We start from the raw sequence: 17927 nt of genomic DNA, 5'->3' as shown, positions 1-17927 counted from the left end.
CGTCGTTCCGATCGGAAATCAATCAAAAACCATCAGTTGCGCGATTTGACAGCGTTTCTTGCGCCACATAGTCTTGCAGCTATCGCGCCGCTGCACACGACGATGATAGGGCAAAGCGAAGCGCGGATGGAATGATGGTTTTTGATGGACTTTGCAAGGCCATCATCTACACGACAATAGTGTTTGGAGACACGTCATGACCAACCAGGTGAGGCGCGCGTTGCTGCGTGCCGCCGCCGCGGCGCCGGTGGCCGGCGCACTCGGCTTTCCCGCCATCGTCCGCGCCGCTTCGGCGCCCGAATTCGTCTTCAAGTACGGCAATAACCTGCCGCTCACACATCCGCTCAATATTCGCGCGCAGGAAGCGGCGAATCAGGTGAAGGACGCGTCGAAGGGGCGCATGGAGATCCGCATCTTCCCGAACAACCAGCTTGGCGGCGACACCGACATGCTCGCGCAGGTGCGCAGCGGCGGCATCGAAATGTTCACGCCGTCGTCGCTGGTGGTTTCGACGCTCGCGCCCGCGGTGGCGATCAATGCCGTTGGCTTCGCGTTCAGCGACTACGACCAGGTATGGAAGGCGATGGACGGCTCGCTTGGCGCGTTCGCTCGCGACGCGATGCGCCGCGCCGGCCTCGAATCGTTCGAGAAAATGTGGGACAACGGCTTTCGTCAGACCACCACGAGCAGCGGTCCGATCACGAGCGCGCAGAGCATGAAGGGGCTCAAGATCCGCGTGCCGGTGAGCCCGCTTTCCATCGACATGTTCAAGGGACTCGGCGCCGCGCCTACAAGTCTTCAGTTCAGCGAAGTGTATTCGTCGCTGCAGACGCATATCGTCGATGCACAGGAAAACCCGTTGCCCATCGTGCAGGTCGCCAAACTGTACGAAGTCCAGAAGTATTGCTCGCTGACCAATCACATCTGGGACGGCTACTGGTTCGTGCTCAACCCGCGCGCCTGGCAGCGCTTGCCGAAGGACCTGCAAGGCGTGGTGAGCGACGCTTTCAACCAGGCGGCGATCAGGCAGCGCCAGGATGTGGCGAAGCTCAATGGCGCCGCAGTGGCCGACCTCAAGAGCAAGGGGCTCGCGATCAACCAGCCCGCGCCCGAGACGTTCCGCACGGCGTTGCGCCAGGCGGGCTTCTACGCGCAGTGGCAGGGCCGCTTCGGCAATCAGGCGTGGGACCTGCTCGAGCAGACCGTGGGCAAGCTCGCGTGAGAGTGCGGTGGTGAAACGATTGAGCCGCGAAACGGCGCGAGGACCCAGCATCATGACCGATCAGGCATTGCACCCGGCCGAAGCCGACGCGATGGAGGCCGCCAGTGCGAGCGCTTCGAAGAGCGCATGGCGGCGCGCGCTGCGCGTGTTCGACCGCGCGCTCGTCACGCTCGTGGAGGTGTGCGCGGCAGCGCTTCTCGCCGTGGAGATCGTAGTGCTGCTTGCCGGCGTGATCTCGCGCTACGCCTTTCACGCGCCCTTCGTCTGGTCTGACGAACTCACCGGCATTCTGTTCATGTGGCTTGCCATGCTGGGCGCGGTGCTCGCGTTGCGACGCGGCGAGCATATGCGCATGACGGCGTTCGTCGGACGTCTGTCGCCGCGTGCTCGCGCGTTCGTCGATACCTTCGCGATCTGCGCCTCGATCGCGTTTCTCGCGCTGCTGCTGCAACCGGCATTCGATTTTGCCTCGGGTGAGGTGCCCATCCTGACCCCGGCACTGCAGATCAGCGACGCCTGGCGCGCTGCCGCGCTGCCCATCGGCACTGCGCTCATGCTGATCGTCGGGTTGCTTCGGCTTGCGCAGGTGGGCCGAGCGCGCGACGTGCTGGCGATGCTGGCGCTCGCCGTCGCGATTGGCGTGCTGGCGGTGCAGGCCGGTCCCTGGCTGCAGTCGCTCGGCAAGCTCAACCTCGTCATCTTTTTCGTGGGCGTGGTGGCGATCGGCATCTTTTCCGGCGTGCCGATCGGCTTTTCGTTCGCGCTCGCGACCTTTGGCTACCTGAGCCTCACGACGTTCACGCCGATGGAAGTGATGGTCGGCCGCATGGACGAAGGCATGTCGCATCTCGTGCTGCTCGCCGTGCCGCTCTTCGTGTTTCTGGGGCTGTTGATCGAAATGACGGGCATGGCGCGAGCGATGATCGAATTTCTCGCGGGGCTGGTCGGGCATTTGCATGGCGGCCTCTCGTACGTGCTGATCGGCGCGATGTATCTGGTGTCGGGCATTTCCGGTTCGAAGGTCGCGGACATGGCCGCCATCGCCCCGGTGCTCTTTCCCGAGATGAAAAAGCGCGGCGCAAACGAGGGCGATCTCGTTGCGCTGCTCGCCACCACGGGCGCACAGAGCGAGACGATTCCGCCGAGCATCGTGCTCATCACGATCGGCTCGGTCACGGGGTTGTCGATCTCGGCGCTTTTCACGGCGGGCATGGTGCCCGCGGCGTTGCTCGCCGTGATCCTGTGCACCGTGGTGTCGTGGCGCTATCGCAAGGAGGACCTGAGCGGCGCGCAGCGTTTCTCGCGCCGCGAGATTGGCCGCATGCTCGTGATCGCCGCGCCCGCGCTCGCGCTGCCGTTCGTGATTCGCGCCGCCGTGGTCGAAGGCGTGGCGACCGCGACCGAAGTGTCGACCATCGGCATCGCGTACACGATGGTGATCGGCCTCTTGGTCTACCGGCGCTTCGAATGGCGGCGGCTCGGCCGCATGCTGGTGGACGCCGCCACGCTTTCGGGCGCAATCCTCTTCATCATCGGCTGTGCGACAGCGATGGCCTGGGCGCTCACGCAATCGGGCTTCTCACAGGATCTCGCGCAACTGATGGGGGCGATGCCCGGCGGATCGTATGGATTCCTTGCGGTTTCGATTCTTGTGTTCGCACTGCTCGGCAGCGTGCTCGAAGGCATTCCGGCCATCGTGCTGTTCGGGCCGCTGCTGTTTCCGATTGCGCGCACGGCGGGCGTGAACGAGATCCACTACGCCATCGTCGTGATTCTCTCGATGGGGCTCGGGCTCTTTTCGCCGCCGTTCGGCGTGGGCTACTACTCGGCGTGCGCCATCAGCAAGGTCAATCCCGATGCCGGCATCAAACCGATTGTGGGCTATATGTGCGCGCTATTCGTGGGTCTCGTGCTGATCGCCGCCATTCCCTGGATTTCCACCGGCTTTCTCTAACCCAACCGTTGCGGGCTGTTGTCGAAGGCGTCGTGCATGCAAGTGCGCAACGCCTCGGTGGCGCTCGTCCTTCAATCCTTGCAGCAGTGTGGAGAGTGTTATGAGCCGCTTCTTCGGCGAGATTCGGCAGGCCGGTTATGTCGTGCGCGACATCGAAGCCGCCATGGACTACTGGAGCCGCGTGCTCGGCGTGGGCCCCTGGTTCTACAACGAACGCGTGCCGATCGAGAATTACCGCTATCGCGGCGAGGCCTACGAGGTGCACAACTCGGTGGCGCTCGCGAACTCAGGGCCATTGCAGGTCGAACTGATCCAGACGCGCAATGACGCGCCCTCCATGTACCGCGATTTTCTCGCAGCGGGCCACACGGGCCTGCAGCACAACGCCTACTGGACCACGAACTTCGACGCCGATCTCGAGCGCCTGCAGGGTCTGGGCTTCAAGGTGGCGATGAGCGGCGAAGTGGGGCGCAACGGGCGCTTCGTCTACTTCGACACGCAAACCCATCCGGGCACCGTGATCGAGCTTTCCGAGGTGGCGGGGCCGAAGGGCAAGCTCTTCGATCTCATCCGCGCGCAGTCTGCGGGCTGGGACGGCAGCGAGCCGGTGCGCGCGTTCCCCGATCTGGCGGCGCTATGAGCGCCGGTATCGAAGCCGTTGGCGCAGATCGTCTCGAAGCCGACTACCTGATCGAAACGCCGCTCGATCCTGCGCGCGTGGCCGACGTGATGGCCGGGGAGCAGTCGAGCGGCACGTTCGTGCGCGTGCACAACGAAACCGATGCGCTGCGCGAGCGCAGCCGCGCGACGGTGGTGCGAGTCGACGAGATCGAAGCGGTGCGGCAACCGAGCCTCGCGAGCGCATGGCTTGCGCGTGAGGGCGTGGACGGACCGTACCGGCGCGCGCACGTGACGCTCTCGTTTCCTCTTGCGAATATCGGCGCGAACCTGCCAACGCTGGCGGCTACCGTAGCGGGCAATTTGTACGATCTCGGCGAAACGACCGGCATGCGCCTGCTCTCGCTAAGGCTCCCGGCCGGCTATCGCGCGCGGTTCGAACTGCCGCGCCATGGCGTGCGCGGCACGCGCGAGTTGACCGGCGTGACGCGCGGACCGGTAATCGGCACCATCATCAAGCCCAACGTCGGCATGGATGCAATGGAGACCGCCTCGCTCGTGCGCGGCCTGTGCGAGGCGGGCGTCGATTTCATCAAGGACGACGAAGTGTGTGCGAACCCGGCACACGCCCCAATCGAAGCGCGCATACGCGCCGTGATGAACGAAGTGAGGCGCTATCGCGAGCGCACCGGCCGCAACGTGATGATCGCCTTCAATATCACCGACGAACTCGACGCCATGCGCCGCCACGCCGACCTCGTGGAGCGCGAAGGGGGCGCGTGCGTGATGGCGAGCATAAACTGGTGCGGCTTCTCCGCCATCCAGGCGCTGCGCCGGGCCACGCCGCTCGTGCTGCACGCGCACCGCAACGGCTACGGCATGATGTCGCGCGATTCCGCGCTCGGCATATCGTTTCAGGCTTATCAAACACTTTGGCGGCTCGCGGGCGTCGATCATATGCATGTGCACGGACTCGGCGGAAAATTCGCGCAGTGCGATGCGGAGGTGGTCGAGTCGGCCCGCGACTGCGCGACGCCGCTCACGCGCGCGTTCGACGACGCGGTAATGCCCGCGTTTTCGTCGGGGCAATGGGCGGGCACCGCGCGCGCGACCTGCGACGCGGTGCCGAATGCAGACCTGCTGTTCATGTGCGGTGGCGGCATACTCGCGCATCCGGACGGCGCGGCGGCAGGCGTGACGAGCGTGCGCGAGGCCTGGGCGGCGATCGAGGCGGGCGTCGATGTCGACACTTACGCACGAGAGCGGCCCGCATTGCAGCGCGCGCTGCAGTTCTTCGGTGCACGACGATGAGCGCGCCCGCCTACGCGTTTTATGGCGATGATTTTACCGGCGCGACGGACACGCTAGCGCATCTCGCACGGGCGGGCCTGCGCACGAGGCTATTTCTTCGCATACCTGATGATTCGTGTGTCGCCCGTGCTGGAACGCTTGATGCGATCGGCGTGGCGGGGGCGGCGCGCTCGATGGCGCCGGCGGCCATGCGCCAGGAACTCGATGCGGTGGGCGCGCGCTTTGCCGCGCTAGGCGTGCGCGTGATGCACTACAAGGTGTGCTCCACATTCGACAGCGCGCCGGAGGTGGGCAGTATTGGCGTCGCGGTGCGCTCGCTGGGGGCGCATTTCGCGCACCCGTTGCGGATGGTGGTGGGCGGGCAGCCCGATTTACAGCGTTACTGCGTGTTCGGCCAGCTGTTTGCGGCGACGGGGGCGGACGGCCGCCTGCCGGTATATCGCATCGACCGGCATCCAACCATGAGCCGGCACCCGGTCACGCCGATGCACGAAGCGGATTTACGTCGACATTTGCGTGCTCAAGGCCTGGAGGATGTCGTATCGGTCGACTGGCGCGCCTATGCGTCAGGCGAGCGTGTGCTGATGGCGCGTGTTGAAGAGGCGTTGGGGCCGAGGCCCGATGCGTTGCTGTTCGACGTGCAAGATCAAGCGCATTTACGCGCGATAGGGCGGTTGATGCGAGATTGCGCCGCGCAACGGCCCTTGCTGGCCGTTGGGGCCAGCAGTGTTGCGCAGGCGTGGGTGCTGGCGGACGATGCGCGCCCAGGCGCTGCGCCGTGCAACGGCGAGCCGGTGGCGCCCGCGCAAGGACCCGTTTTCGTGCTGGCGGGGAGCCTTTCACCGCGCACGCAAGCCCAGATCGAAGCGGCGATTTCGTACCTGCGCGTGCCCCTCGAGCCCTTACGCATGATCGGCGAACGAGAAGGCGAGGCGTATCTGCGCGAACAGATCAATGTGATTGGGGCTGCGCTTGCACAGGGACGCAACGTCCTGGCCTATACCGAGCGCACACGCGTCGAAGCGGCTGCCGAAGGCCGGCGAAACGCGCTGGCGCTTGCATGCGGCGCATTGCTGGACGGCGTGCTGCGGCGTGCACCGGTGCGCCGGGTGGGTGTGGCGGGCGGCGATACGTCGAGTTTCGCCGTGCGTGCGCTCGGGGCGCGGGCGCTTTCGTATCGCGCGTCGCTCGCGCCGGGCGTTGCGCTATGCCGCCTTCACGCCGATGAGGCCCGTCTTGACGGCCTGGAACTCATGCTCAAGGGTGGACAGATGGGTGACGCCGATCTGTTCGAGCGATTGATTGCCGGGTGAGTCGATCGGCGCGCGAGGCGGGTCTCAACCCTGCGTGATGAAGGTATGCACGTGAGTGTTGAAGAGGTCGGGGTGCGTGCCGTTCATGCCGTGCGTGGCGCCCTTGATCGTCACGCGCCGCGCGAACGCGATCCACTCTTCGAGCGCTTCGACGTTGTTGCGGAACATGAGCGGGCTGCGCTGGCCGTCGATGAGCAGCGTGCGGCACTTGATCTCGCCGGCGGCGCGCGGTGCATAGGGCGGCAGCGGGTCCTGCAACTGCTTGGGCAGGGTCGTGGCGTTGGCGATGGCCATCTGGCGAAACGCCGCCGAGCCCTTCTTCCAGGCGCCCGGCACGCTCACGGAGTCGACGAACAACTCGAGCCCCGCTTCGACGTCGCCGGCATGGATGAGGTCGGCTGCGCGCGTGCGCAGCGCGTTGGTGGCGGGCGGCAGCGCGGCGTCGTCGTTGTCCACGCGCGAGAGCGGGCCGCCCGGGTCGGCCAGCACCAGCGTGCGCACGAGCCGCGGATAGCGGCGCGCGAGATGCCACGCCACGCAGCCGCCACGCGAGTGACCCACGAGGTGCACCGATTCCAGGCCGAGCGCGGTGATGAAATCGGCCAGCTCGGTGACGTGGCTTTCCCAACCGAAGTCGCCCTGGATGCAGGCGTCAGCAGCGGGCCAGTAGTGGCTCAGGCTCGGCGCGATGCAGCGGAAATGCTCGGAGAGGCCATTGAGCTGCGGCATCCAGTAACGGTAATCACAGAGCGATCCGTGGACGAACAGCAGCGGCTCGCCTTCGCCGCGCTCGAGAAACGGCAGGGCAATGCCCGAGTGCAACGTGGCGTACGACAGGTCGGGCGCAGCTAGTAGGGAGGGATCGATGCGTTGGTTCAAGGAGGGGCTCCGAGCGTATGAGCGTCACTTTGCCGCAAGCGCACGATTAAGGGAAACTCAATAAACTGAAGGAATCGATAAGGTTTTCTGATTGAAAAAAGGGGCGCAACGCTGCGAGGCTTGTCGGGCGGGATTCTTTTCTTTCAGTGATGAAAGCAAGTGCGTGTGCGCAAGACCGGCGACCAGGCGCGCTCAAGCGGATTTATGGCTTCGGCGCCACAAGATTGGCGTCGCGCGCGAGCAGCCAGCGCCCGCTCGCATCCTTGCGCACGAGCGTGAGCGTGTAGCCCGCACGCCGCATCGGCTCGGTTGCACCCGGCGGCGTGATGGAAATGTCGATGCGATTGCGCAGAAAAGCCCAGTCCCCCATCACCTGCAGCTCCACGATCTCCGCCGTGCCCTCTATGCGCATGGCTTGCTGCGCCTCGGAGGCCGCAGCGAACCCGGCTTTGCCGAACGGCTCCTGGCCGGGCACCGTGAACACCACGTCGTCGGTCATCAGGCTTAGCACTTTGGCTGTGTCGCCCGCGCGGCTGGCGTCCATCCAGGTCTGCACGAGCTCGCGAATGGCGCGTTCGTCATCGGTCATAGTCGCGTCTCCCATGTCGTTCAGTTCGACGATTCCGGCACGCGCGCCTTAAAACGCGCTGCGATAAGCGAACATTGCTGTCCCGGCGTTTGCGATGGCGGCATTTGCGGTTGCCACGCGTCGAATCATAACCAGGGTAATTCTCGAATAAAGCGCCGCGCATCAGGGTTCTCACGTCCACGTAATTCCGTATTGCGTCGCAGCACGGAGGTTTTTAGACTGATTCGTATCCAGGCAATCGTCCGAGACGATATTCCCACTACGGGAGGCTTCACATGAATATTTTTCAATCGCCGAGCCAACCATCGAGTCCGAGACTGCACGTATTCGAACAGGAAGGCGGCTGGCACTGGGGTATCACCATCGAGCGTTCGGCAGGCGGCGGGTTCAAGGTCATCGCTTATAGCGAGAAGACGTTCCGCGCCGAAAACGAAGCACAATCCGACGGCGACCGCGCCCTCGTCAATCTCGCTGAACTGGTTTGAGCCGCGCGCCGCGCGGCTTCATGTTTTTACGCCTGCGGCACTTCTCCTCGCATCCTTCCATATTTGCGGTCCGCGCGATCCGCGCTGAGCCCGAAACGACATCTCCTTCGTCTGACCGCTTCCATGCGGGCACGCCGCGTCCATCGGCCTCAGTGACCGATCGTGCGACATTTGCCAAAAATCAGCGCGCCATCCCCTATGCCCCGGTATCGTGAAAATTTGCCCGCGAGGGCATTTCAGAGCGCTGCTGAATGCCGCCACCTTCCTCTATGACCTCACACGCGTCGCGCCCTTCGCCAACGCTTACGCCCGATCTGCAACTGGGCGAACCCATGACCGATACGATGCATGCCGAGTTCGTCGTGCTGCTCGACGCGCTCGCGCACGCGAGCGACGAAACATGGCTCGGCGCGTTCGACGCATGGGTCGCCCATACGAAGCAGCATTTCGCGCAGGAAGAAGCGTGGATGCAGGAAATGCACTTCGGTCCGCGCCATTGCCATGCGGGCCAGCATCGGCACGTGCTGAACGTGGCCGGCGAAGTGCGCAGGCAAGTTGCCGACGAGGGGCGCTTCGAAACGGGCCGGCAACTGGTGGGTGAACTGCGCGAATGGTTCGCGTGGCATGTGAAGTCGATGGACGCGCTCATGGTCGAAGGGTTGCGCGAACGCGGCATCGCAAAGATTGATCAGGTCGTTTGAGTCAGTTTCAAATCGTTCGATTCATGCAAGCAGATATCGTTATTGTGGGCGCCGGGCCGGTGGGGCTATGTCTTGCGCGCGCGTTCAGTGGTTCTGGCCTCAAGATCGTCATGGTCGAGCAGCAGTGTCTCGCCGACATCAGCGAGCCGCAGTTCGACGGGCGCGAGATCGCGCTGACGCAGAAGTCGGTGCGCTTGATGCACAAGCTCGGGCTTTGGGATCGCATTGAAGCGCACGCGCGTGCTCCGCTGTGCAGCGCCAAGGTGTTCAACGGTCCCTCGCCGGGGGCGCTCGAGATCGGGCACGAACTGAGCGGGCACACGGAGCTGGGCTGGCTGGTCTCCAATCACCTGATTCGCAAGGCTGCCTATGAGGCGCTGCGCCAAAGCACGGCAGAGCACGGCGACGTGACGCTGCTCGCGGCGCAAAAGGTCAGCGGCGTGAAAGCCGGCGAGGATCTGGCGAGCGTGACATTGGAGAGCGGCGAGACGCTCTCGGCGAAGTTGATCGTCGCCGCGGACAGCCGCTTTTCGGCCACGCGCAAGATGATGGGCATTGCCGCCAACATGCACGATTTCGGCAAGGCCATGCTGGTTTGCCGCATGACGCATGAGGCGCCGCACGAGCACGCGGCGTGGGAATGGTTCGGGTACGAGCAAACGCTCGCGTTGCTTCCCATGAATACGCAGCGTTCGACGAACGCGCATCAGTCGTCGGTCGTGCTCACGCTGCCCGTGGGCCAGGTCAATGAGATCGCAGCGCTCGAGCCCGACGAATTCGCGCGGCATATCGAGCAACGTTTCATGCGCAGGCTAGGCGCGATGAAGCTGGCGAGCACGCGGCATGTCTATCCGCTCGTGGCCGTCTATCCGGAGCGTTTTGTCGGGACACGCTTCGCGGTCGTGGGCGACGCCGCGGTCGGCATGCATCCGGTGACCGCGCATGGTTTCAATTTTGGTCTGCTCGGCGTGGAAACATTAGGTAACCGAATTATCGAGGCGAAAAATAGCGGCTTCGACATCGGTGCCTTACAGGTCTTGCAACGCTACGAAACGCAGCATCGCCGCGCGACCCGGCCGCTCTATCTCGCGACCCGCTTCATCACTGATGTCTATACGAACAACACCGCGCCCGCCAAACTGGCGCGCGACTTCATGCTGCGCGCCGCTTCCCGGCTCATGCCGTTCAGGAAGGCGATTGCGGCCTCGCTGACCGGCTAGCTTCAGGCTCCCTCGCGCACGTCGACGGCGACGATGCGCTCGAGGGTCGCTACCGCATTCTCCACGCCGTTTTCCGCACGCATCGTTTTGCCTAATGCGCGGGCACGGCTTCGCACCGTTTCGCTGGCGGCAAAGTCGAGCGCGCTCGCGAACGCTTTGGCGCTGGGCTCGCGCCCATCGACGGCCACCGGTGCGACGCCCGCCTCGCGCAGGCGCTGCGCCCAGAAGAACTGGTCGCCCGCGAACGGCGTCACGATGGAAGGCACGCCCGCACGCGTTGCGGAGTGCGAAGTGCCGGAGCCGCCGTGATGAATGACGGCAGCGGTGCGCGGGAACAGCCAGTCGTGCGGCGTGTCGCCGACAACGAAGAAGTTTTCGGGCAGCGCGTTGGGATCGATGCCGTTCCAGCCCGGGTAGAAGAGTGCGCGCCGGCCCTGCATGGCTTCGATCAGCGCGGCCAGCAAGCGCGCAGTGTCGAAACCCGTCATGCTGCCAAAGCCGATATAGACGGGCGCTTCGCCCGCAGCGAGGAAGTGCGCCAACGCGGGCGGCGGCGTCCAGGCCGGGCTCGGCGCCAGCCACTGCCCGCAAAGATGCGCGTTGGCGGGCCAGTCGGCGGGCGCGGCGAGCAGGCTTGGCGAGATGCCATAAACCATCGGGTGGTCCTTCCAGACCGCCTTGCGCGGCGGCAGGCCGAACATCGCGCGCGCGACGTTGGTCTGGTCGCGGAACGCCTTCCAGAGCATGCCGTTCACCAGGCCGTGGCTCGCACGGTTGAACACGCGCGGCACCCATCTGGGCGGCAAGAACGCCGAGGGAAAGGCCGCCGTGGGCGTGAGCGGGATCATGCCTGCGCCGATGCCTTTCGCGCCCAGATATTCGGCCGCGGAAAGCCCCACGAACGCGGCCAGGCCCGCAACCAGAATGGCGTCGCAACCCTCGCCGGCCTCGACGAGGGTGCGCATCCACGACTGCGCGTTTTCGTTGGCGATTTTCGCGAGCGCGCGTGCGGTCTCGTTGAAGCCGCCGCCTTTCTCGACGACACCGGCGATGGCGTGGTCCGGGCGCAGCATGCCGCGAATGTCGCCGGCGAGCGCGGTGGCCGGCACGCCGAGTGCGTGGGCGCTGCCCAGCGTGGCCGCATCGGCGAGCAGGTGCGCGTCGTGCCCGGCGTCCATCAAGCCACGGCACAGCGCGGCGAACGGGCGCGCATCGCCTTCGGTGCCATAGGTCGCGACTAGAAGCTTCATGAGGCCTTTTTCCGTGCTTGCGGCGCTGCGTTCGTTGTGCGTTCCGGACGGCTTGTGCGGGATGTGCACTGCGTGCCGTTACCTGCAGCGTTTCGCAACGGCAGGCGTAGTGTCGCCAAACCGGTTCGCCCCTGCAACCTCGGTCAGCGAACCCATCCTGATTGTGGGTGTTGATGGCTGTGCCGGAGCGAGCGATGAACAGCGGGCGCGGAGCGTGATGTGACGACGATCTGTACGGGTGTGCTCGTTTGGCGCTGCACGGTTGCAGCGACATCCTCATTCATGAAGCGCCACCAACCCGGTTTGCGAATTCCCAGAAGAACGCGCTCGGCACCGGCTGCGTCGCAAACCGCGGCGATCTGGCGGCCGATGGTCGAACCGGACATCGGTGATATCACCATGCGCGCTTGCGCACCGTGTCGATTGCATTCGAGTATCCGCATCGCGCGGGCCAGCGTCTCGCGGCCGCCTTCTTCCATTGCGCCCGCGATCAGGCCGTAGTCCAGGTGGTCGCCTATCCCCTTGAAGCAGGGCGTCAAATCGACGATATGCACGGCGACAATATGCGCATCGCAATTTCTGGCTGTGTCGAGCGCCGCCGCGAGGAACGCATCGGACTGACTGATTGCAACAACGATGGTCTTGGACATTGTGAGGGCCCTCAGTACGCCCAGTAGGTGAAGGAGCGCGGGTAGCCATAGACAACCGGCGCCGGCGCCAGCATGGGGGGCGGCGCATACATGGGCGCAGTTGCGTAGACGGCCGGCTGCGAAATGCTATTGCCCTTGGACGCCATGCATTGCGAGTAAGCCGCGTCGTAACTGGCCTGCAAGCTCGCGGAACTCGCCTGGGTGTTATTGGCGCCGACGGCGCTCCCAAGCAGCAAACCCGCGCCGGCGCCAATCGCTGCGCCAACACCGGCATTGCCCGCCGCGGCGCCTAACAGCGCTCCCGCCGCCGCGCCGCCTGCCGTGCCGATCGCTGTACTACCCAGCGCGTCGTGGCTCGCCGAGGGTTGGGCTGCGCCGTCCGTGCGGAAGGCGTAGTTCCTGCATGCATAGTCCTCCTGCTGGAATTCGCCCAGCGGCTTGCCCTTTGGCGGCAATGCGACCACGGTTGGGCCCGTTGGCGGAATGACGGCGCACCCGCCCAGTCCGAGGGCGACGATGCAGGCGGATAAGACGAGGCAGGCGGTTCGTGAGGGTTTCATGATGGAAGTGTCCAGTCAGTGCACGGATAGCATGCTGACGCGCGAAAGTTAGACGTGAGTTATGACTCGTCGCGCGTCAATGCCGCCAGTCGATTTGCTCATCGACGTAGTAAGGCGCGAACGGATTGTGGTGCGCATCGAAATACCGGTTGCGGCGCTCGAGTTCTGCAAGATCAGTGGACGAGGCGAGGTAAGCCTCGCGTTGTCGAGCTTCCACAGCGGCGAAGTGCGCTTCGAGTTTGCTGACGAGTTTGGCGAACATGATGCTTCTCCTTGAACAGGGACGGCGAGCCGTCGATGAGAAGCATCATCGCGAAGCAGAATGAGTCGTGAGTTAGCAGGAGCCAAACCGAAGACCCGATGCGAGGCGTCCCGGCCCATCGGCCCGCTGCGCAAGCTCGGCGCGCCAGGACGTCAGGGCGCCTCTGCGCAGTGCGCGCCATCCTTGGCGAGAAGCGGCATTTCCACGATGGCTCGCAGCCCCGTCACGCCGTCATGGCGATTCTCGAGGGTCACGCGACCGCCGTAGCGTGTCACGATCGCGAGTACGATCGCGAGCCCGAGACCGCTGCCCTCTACGCCATGGTTCACGCGAAAGAACCGGTCGAATACACGCGGAAGCGCCGCTTCGGGAATGCCGGGTCCGGTGTCGGCAATTTCGATGCGTGCCTGCCCATTCGCGGCGAGCACGCGCAAATCGACGGAGCCGCCGTCGGGCGTGTAGCGCAGCGCGTTGCCGATCAGGTTCTTGACCACGGCGCGCAGGTCCGACTCGGTTGCGCAGATGCGCGCCGGCGTCAATTCGCTCGCGCCGATATCGATCCGCTTCTGGTTGGCGATGGGCAGCAGCTCGGAGACGACTGAAGCAACGACTTGCGTCACGTCGATCGAAGCGCTCGGCGCAGACGTCATCTGCGCATCCGCGCGCGCCAGCTGCAACAGCTGGGCGACGAGTGTGCTCGTGCGTTCGATTCCCCGCCGCAGTGCCTGGAAGCGCTCGCGGTTTTGCGGAGCAATGTCGCCTTGCAGATTGTCGGCCTGCAATTTCAGCGCGGTGAGCGGGGTACGCAACTCATGGGCGGCATCGGAAATGAAATCGCGTTCGAGCCGCATCGATCCGTCGAGCCGCTCGATCATGCGGTTGATCGAGCTGACGAACGGACGCAGCTCGATGGGCAGGCCTTCGTCCGGCAGGGCCTCGAGACTCGTCGAATCGATTGCCTGGGCGCGGCGTCCGAGCCGGTCGAGTACCCGGAATGCACGGCGCACGCAAAGGTACACCGCGATCCACACGGCCGGAATCAGCAGGTAAACAGGCGTCAGCGCGCGTGCGGCGCTGTCTTGTGCCATGCGCACGCGCACCGACATGCGTTGGCCGACCTGTATCACCTCGTTATAGGTGACGAGCGTATACACGCGCCACGCTTCGTTGGCGGCGTATTGCTCCGAGAAGCCCGTGGGCGAATTGCGGTCGAACTCGACGGCGCTGTCGGTGGTGCGGGTGGGCGAGGACTTGTGTTCAGCAGTCCAAACGACGACGACGATGTCGTCGGCGTTGCTGGAGCCAGGGGAGCGGCGCGGAATGGCGGCCTCGTACACGTCGCGAATGCGACCCGCGACGTTCGAGAGCCGATCGTCGAGCAGGGCATTCACGCCGACGAGAGCGAGCCGGTAGGAGGTCACGCCTTGCACGATTCCGAAGACGGAGAGCAGCAGGCCCAGCGAGACGATCAGCTGGGTGCTGAGAGATCTGGCTTTCATGAGCATGACGGTTCGTCCCGCGTTAGCCAGCGGCGCAGTGCGGCCCGCCGCCGCGCCGGCAATGCTGGCGCGTGCGCCAACGATATCAGATTATGGGGACGATACGCCGCCGCGAAGCGCGCGGTTGGATGCTATCGGGCGCTTGCCTTTGCCCGCGTCGCCGGATCACAATCGCGCGTGCGCGGGCGAACGCCCGCCTTGGCGCGGCCCATTCATGCGGATGATTGATCATGCGAATCCTCATCGTTGAAGACGACATCGATATCGGCCAAAGCTTGATGCGTGCGTTGAAGGACGCCGGCTACAGCGTGGACTGGATCCGGGACGGCGCGCAGGCGAGGGAGGCGGTGGTGGGCAACGCGTATTCGATCGTGTTGCTGGACCTGGGTCTGCCGGGCTCCGATGGGATCGACGTTCTCGCTGCCGCGCGAGGGCGCGGTTGCACGACGCCGGTGCTCATCGTGACGGCTCGCGACGACATCGAGACCCGTATTCGCGGTCTAGACATCGGTGCCGACGATTACTTGCTCAAGCCCTTCAACACTTCCGAGCTGCTGGCGCGCATTCGCGCCGTGATACGCCGGCACGCGGGCGCAGCGGTTTCTGTGCTCGGCGACGAAACGTTGAGTCTGAATCTGGATAAGCATGAACTCTGCTACAGGGGGCAGCGCGACGTACTGTCCGCGCGCGAGTTTGCGCTCATGGCGGCGCTGCTCGAGCGCCCCGGCATGATCCTCTCTCGCGCCCAGCTGGAGGACCGGCTGTATGGCTGGGGCGAAGAAGTGGAGAGCAATGCTGTGGCGGTGCTCATTCACGGCGTGCGCAAGAAGTTCGGCCATGACGTGATACGCAATATTCGGGGGTTCGGTTGGACCATCGACCTGGCCGCCCGCGACGAGCAAGCGGGCACGCCCTCAGCAGACGGGAGCGAGGCGCGCGAATGACAGCGTTCGCGCTTGAGTGCCGGCTACGGCTTGATCGGAATGCGTAATACTTCGTTAATCTAAATGTTTGAAATCGTTCGCGTTGGAAAACTCGCGTTCGATCGTGCTGCCGACGGAAAAAATCCGGGATCGAACGCGATTACGCAGTTACGCATTGCGGTTCACAACGAAGCTGAAATGCGGCGCGTCCGAGGCGGGCCGGTGATGGAACTGGCGCTTGCGCAACGTTCTCTGTGAATGGAAGGCGTCGGGACATTCGGCCTTCAGTTGGAGAATGGTCGCGTCGATACAGTTGATACCAAGCTTCGAGGCCTGGATCAGGGCGCTTTTCTGGTCAGCGTTGAGCTTCATGACGGCTCCTGCGAAAACGGGTGTGCGGCAGACGCTTAGCTATGCTGGAACAGCGCGAGGCGGCCGCCCTTGTAGAGGTCGTGCACCTTGTTTGCAAGCGGGGCGTGCGGCGCCTTCTGGCATTCGCCGACCACGGCGGCCACCGGCGTCGCGACATCCACGACCGTCGTCACGGTTTCGCTCACGCCGAGCTTGTCGACGCCCGAGATCCAGTAGACGAGTGCCGGTTTGTAGGCATCGTCCACGGCGAGAAAGTCGGAGCAGGTCATCTTCGCGGGCGAGACTGCAGTGACGGGTTTTGCGGTGTCCGCAAGCGCGAGCGGGGAAGCGCAGAGACCGGCAACAAGGGCGGCACTGAGCGATGCAGCAGAGATAAGGTTTTTCATGGCAGTTCTCCAAAGGTGAGGAAAGTAGGCAACGTATTCTTGCGGGTGCGTCGATGATTGTCATCGTACGGGCCGAAAGTTAGCCCAGAGTGATGGAGCAAGAAGGCTGGAGCCGAACGACGGCGTGGCAGAGCGCTTCCGAGGCGTGCGACGGCGCCGCCCGCATGATCGCCATGCGGTCCACCTTCCCCTGTTCGGTCTGCGCAATGGCGCGGCTTTGCGTGAGGCGGACCTGACTCGCAACCGTTTCGCCGAAGGCCGCATCGAGCGCGCGCAGGCATCGCGCCACGTCTACTCGACGCCCGGCCCATGGCTCGACGACGGCACGCCACAGGTCGTCGCTGAACGCGTCACTGCTGGCAAAGGCGGTCGCAAAGCGCACGTCGGGCAAGCGGCAGAGGACATCTTCGATATCGACGGGAGCGATCGTGCGGCCGGCGATTCGCCTGATGTCTTGCGCGCGCCCCAGTACGTGGAGGTAGCCTGCTTTGTCGATGAAACCCATATCGCCCGTGAGGCACCATCCGTTGCGGAATTTCAGGGCCGCTTCTTCAGGCTGATTCCAGTAGCCTTTTGCAACCGCCGCTGAGCGCACCTCGATCTTCCCCGGCTCGCCAGGCGCCGCGAGCGTGCCGTCAGTACGCCGAAATTGCACATCGACGCCGGCGCGCACGCGCCCCGCGCAGTCGAGCAGCGCCGGCTTCGAAGCCGATTCGTGAGGCGCCAGCGCGCTGACGATCCCCGCCTCGCTCGCGCCGTAAAAATGCGTGAGCACGGGGCCGAACCGTTCGATTGCGCGGCGGCGAAGCACGGCCGGCGCCGATCCGCCCACATGCGCGATCGAGCGCAGCGAGGAGAGGTCGCGAAAGGGGACGTCGCGATGATCCATCGTTTCGAACAACTGAGGTTCGACGAGCAGGAGATCGGTGATGCGTTCGACTTCGATCGCGGCAAGCGTGGCGGCTGGGTTGTAGCGGCGCTCGAGGACGACCGTGCCGCCCGCGCCCAGCGTGGTATCGACGAGCACCTGTGACAGGTAGGCGAGCGGACCGTTGACGAGCTGACGCCGTTGTTCGTCGCGCGGCGCCTTCACGAGCGCCGACCAGGCTGCGAACGAACGGCAGCTGCATTTGGGCACGCCCGTCGTGCCGCCCGAGGAAACGATCACCGCGAGTTCGTCTGGCGTGTTGCGTCCCTGCAGTGGCCTGTCGGGCTGCGCATTGGCGAGCACGTCCAGACGCGTCGCCGCGTTGCCGAAGCCGACCTGCATCACGCGAAGCGGCGTCGTGGCGGGCGTGTCGGGTAAAAGGCGGGCGGTCTCCGGAAAGACCACCAGCAGCGCGGGCGCCATTCGCGCAAGCAGGGCCGCGCGCCGGTCGGCATCCGCGAGCGCGGGCAGGTAGATCGCTGCTGCGCCGATCAGGTTGGCGGCGTAACGGATGGCGATCGCCTCGGGCCGGTTGGGCGCGAAGAGCGCGACGAGCGAGCCTCGGTCGACGCCGAGCGCCTCGAGCGCCCGTGCGTAGCGGTAAATGGCGCTGCGCAGCGCGCGGCCCGTCACGTTCGTTCCTTCGTAGCGGATAACCGGCCGGTCGGCCCGCGATTCGAATTCGTCGAGCAGGCAATCGACATAGGGCCGGTACGTCCCTGTCGCTCTCGTGGTCGTGTCTTGATTCATGGCGTCACCTTGCTTCATCGCGTTGTCCCGGAACATCGCCGCCTCGCGCGGCGAT

The 17927-nt window shown here is 64.8% G+C and carries 19 protein-coding genes; 9 read left to right on the top strand and 10 right to left on the bottom strand.

Going from position 1 to position 17927, the window contains the following annotated elements; genetic code table 11:
• Positions 1 to 196 precede the first annotated feature (196 nt).
• The 5 genes from U5A65_RS22985 to U5A65_RS22965 all read left to right on the top strand — a co-directional run bounded on the left by U5A65_RS22985 (position 197) and on the right by U5A65_RS22965 (position 6418).
• On the top strand, positions 197 to 1222 hold the full coding sequence (locus U5A65_RS22985) for a TRAP transporter substrate-binding protein (RefSeq protein WP_321947566.1): 1026 nt from the start codon (positions 197 to 199) through the stop codon (positions 1220 to 1222).
• A gap of 52 nt (positions 1223 to 1274) precedes the next feature.
• On the top strand, positions 1275 to 3176 hold the full coding sequence (locus U5A65_RS22980; protein ID WP_321947564.1) for a TRAP transporter large permease subunit: 1902 nt from the start codon (positions 1275 to 1277) through the stop codon (positions 3174 to 3176).
• A gap of 100 nt (positions 3177 to 3276) precedes the next feature.
• The gene (locus U5A65_RS22975) at positions 3277 to 3816 is read left to right on the top strand and encodes a VOC family protein (protein WP_321910106.1); all 540 of its coding nucleotides are present in this window, start codon (positions 3277 to 3279) and stop codon (positions 3814 to 3816) included.
• Positions 3813 to 5105 carry a ribulose-bisphosphate carboxylase large subunit family protein gene (locus tag U5A65_RS22970; protein ID WP_321947563.1) on the top strand — a complete coding sequence of 431 codons (1293 nt, stop codon included), beginning with the start codon at positions 3813 to 3815 and terminating at the stop codon, positions 5103 to 5105. The genes U5A65_RS22975 and U5A65_RS22970 overlap by 4 nt, the downstream gene beginning before the upstream one ends.
• Positions 5102 to 6418 carry a four-carbon acid sugar kinase family protein gene (locus U5A65_RS22965; protein ID WP_321947561.1) on the top strand — a complete coding sequence of 439 codons (1317 nt, stop codon included), beginning with the start codon at positions 5102 to 5104 and terminating at the stop codon, positions 6416 to 6418. Before U5A65_RS22970 ends, U5A65_RS22965 begins: the two co-directional genes overlap by 4 nt.
• 24 nt (positions 6419 to 6442) lie before the next feature.
• Here U5A65_RS22965 and U5A65_RS22960 read toward each other — a convergent pair whose 3' ends face one another.
• Both U5A65_RS22960 and U5A65_RS22955 read right to left on the bottom strand, forming a co-directional pair.
• The gene (locus U5A65_RS22960) at positions 6443 to 7297 is read right to left on the bottom strand and encodes an alpha/beta hydrolase (protein ID WP_321910100.1); all 855 of its coding nucleotides are present in this window, start codon (positions 7295 to 7297) and stop codon (positions 6443 to 6445) included.
• Positions 7298 to 7499: 202 nt separating this feature from the next.
• Positions 7500 to 7886 carry an SgcJ/EcaC family oxidoreductase gene (locus U5A65_RS22955; RefSeq protein ID WP_321947560.1) on the bottom strand — a complete coding sequence of 129 codons (387 nt, stop codon included), beginning with the start codon at positions 7884 to 7886 and terminating at the stop codon, positions 7500 to 7502.
• A gap of 275 nt (positions 7887 to 8161) precedes the next feature.
• Here U5A65_RS22955 and U5A65_RS22950 point away from each other — a divergent pair, with 275 nt between their 5' ends.
• The 3 genes from U5A65_RS22950 (at position 8162) to ubiM (ending at position 10292) form a co-directional block, all read left to right on the top strand.
• A complete protein-coding gene (locus tag U5A65_RS22950; RefSeq protein ID WP_035514678.1) occupies positions 8162 to 8371 on the top strand; it encodes a hypothetical protein in 210 nt (69 codons plus the stop codon).
• A 251-nt stretch (positions 8372 to 8622) separates the two neighbouring features.
• Positions 8623 to 9072: a hemerythrin domain-containing protein gene (locus U5A65_RS22945; protein ID WP_415765420.1), complete on the top strand. Its 450-nt coding sequence runs from the start codon at positions 8623 to 8625 to the stop codon at positions 9070 to 9072.
• Positions 9069 to 10292 (top strand): 5-demethoxyubiquinol-8 5-hydroxylase UbiM, encoded by a 1224-nt coding sequence (gene ubiM / locus U5A65_RS22940; protein ID WP_321947555.1) that lies wholly within the window; start codon positions 9069 to 9071, stop codon positions 10290 to 10292. Before U5A65_RS22945 ends, ubiM begins: the two co-directional genes overlap by 4 nt.
• 2 nt (positions 10293 to 10294) lie before the next feature.
• Here ubiM and U5A65_RS22935 read toward each other — a convergent pair whose 3' ends face one another.
• The 5 genes from U5A65_RS22935 to U5A65_RS22915 form a co-directional block, all read right to left on the bottom strand.
• Positions 10295 to 11542 (bottom strand): glycosyltransferase, encoded by a 1248-nt coding sequence (locus U5A65_RS22935; protein WP_321947553.1) that lies wholly within the window; start codon positions 11540 to 11542, stop codon positions 10295 to 10297.
• Positions 11543 to 11685: 143 nt separating this feature from the next.
• Positions 11686 to 12192 (bottom strand): universal stress protein, encoded by a 507-nt coding sequence (locus U5A65_RS22930; protein ID WP_321947551.1) that lies wholly within the window; start codon positions 12190 to 12192, stop codon positions 11686 to 11688.
• Between the two features lie 11 nt (positions 12193 to 12203).
• Positions 12204 to 12752: a glycine zipper domain-containing protein gene (locus U5A65_RS22925; RefSeq protein WP_321947549.1), complete on the bottom strand. Its 549-nt coding sequence runs from the start codon at positions 12750 to 12752 to the stop codon at positions 12204 to 12206.
• 76 nt (positions 12753 to 12828) lie between these two features.
• On the bottom strand, positions 12829 to 13014 hold the full coding sequence (locus U5A65_RS22920; RefSeq protein ID WP_321910081.1) for a DUF3563 family protein: 186 nt from the start codon (positions 13012 to 13014) through the stop codon (positions 12829 to 12831).
• Positions 13015 to 13166: 152 nt separating this feature from the next.
• On the bottom strand, positions 13167 to 14513 hold the full coding sequence (locus U5A65_RS22915; RefSeq protein ID WP_321947547.1) for a HAMP domain-containing sensor histidine kinase: 1347 nt from the start codon (positions 14511 to 14513) through the stop codon (positions 13167 to 13169).
• 230 nt (positions 14514 to 14743) lie between these two features.
• Here U5A65_RS22915 and U5A65_RS22910 point away from each other — a divergent pair, with 230 nt between their 5' ends.
• Positions 14744 to 15457, top strand: a complete 714-nt coding sequence (locus U5A65_RS22910; protein ID WP_321910078.1) for a response regulator — start codon at positions 14744 to 14746, stop codon at positions 15455 to 15457.
• A gap of 147 nt (positions 15458 to 15604) precedes the next feature.
• Here the strand turns inward: U5A65_RS22910 and U5A65_RS22905 are convergent, their stop codons facing one another.
• From U5A65_RS22905 to U5A65_RS22895, 3 genes are all read right to left on the bottom strand, one after another.
• The gene (locus U5A65_RS22905; RefSeq protein WP_321947546.1) at positions 15605 to 15808 is read right to left on the bottom strand and encodes a hypothetical protein; all 204 of its coding nucleotides are present in this window, start codon (positions 15806 to 15808) and stop codon (positions 15605 to 15607) included.
• Between the two features lie 35 nt (positions 15809 to 15843).
• Positions 15844 to 16194, bottom strand: a complete 351-nt coding sequence (locus U5A65_RS22900) for an HdeA/HdeB family chaperone (protein ID WP_321947544.1) — start codon at positions 16192 to 16194, stop codon at positions 15844 to 15846.
• Positions 16195 to 16273: 79 nt separating this feature from the next.
• Positions 16274 to 17872, bottom strand: coding sequence for an AMP-binding protein (locus U5A65_RS22895; RefSeq protein ID WP_321947543.1), 1599 nt, complete (start codon positions 17870 to 17872; stop codon positions 16274 to 16276).
• Positions 17873 to 17927 lie beyond the last annotated feature (55 nt).

Source organism: Paraburkholderia sp. J10-1 (assembly GCF_905220165.1).
GTDB lineage: Bacteria > Pseudomonadota > Gammaproteobacteria > Burkholderiales > Burkholderiaceae > Paraburkholderia.
The sequence above is the reverse complement of the archived record's forward strand: the minus strand, read 5'-3'. Positions and strand labels throughout refer to the sequence as shown.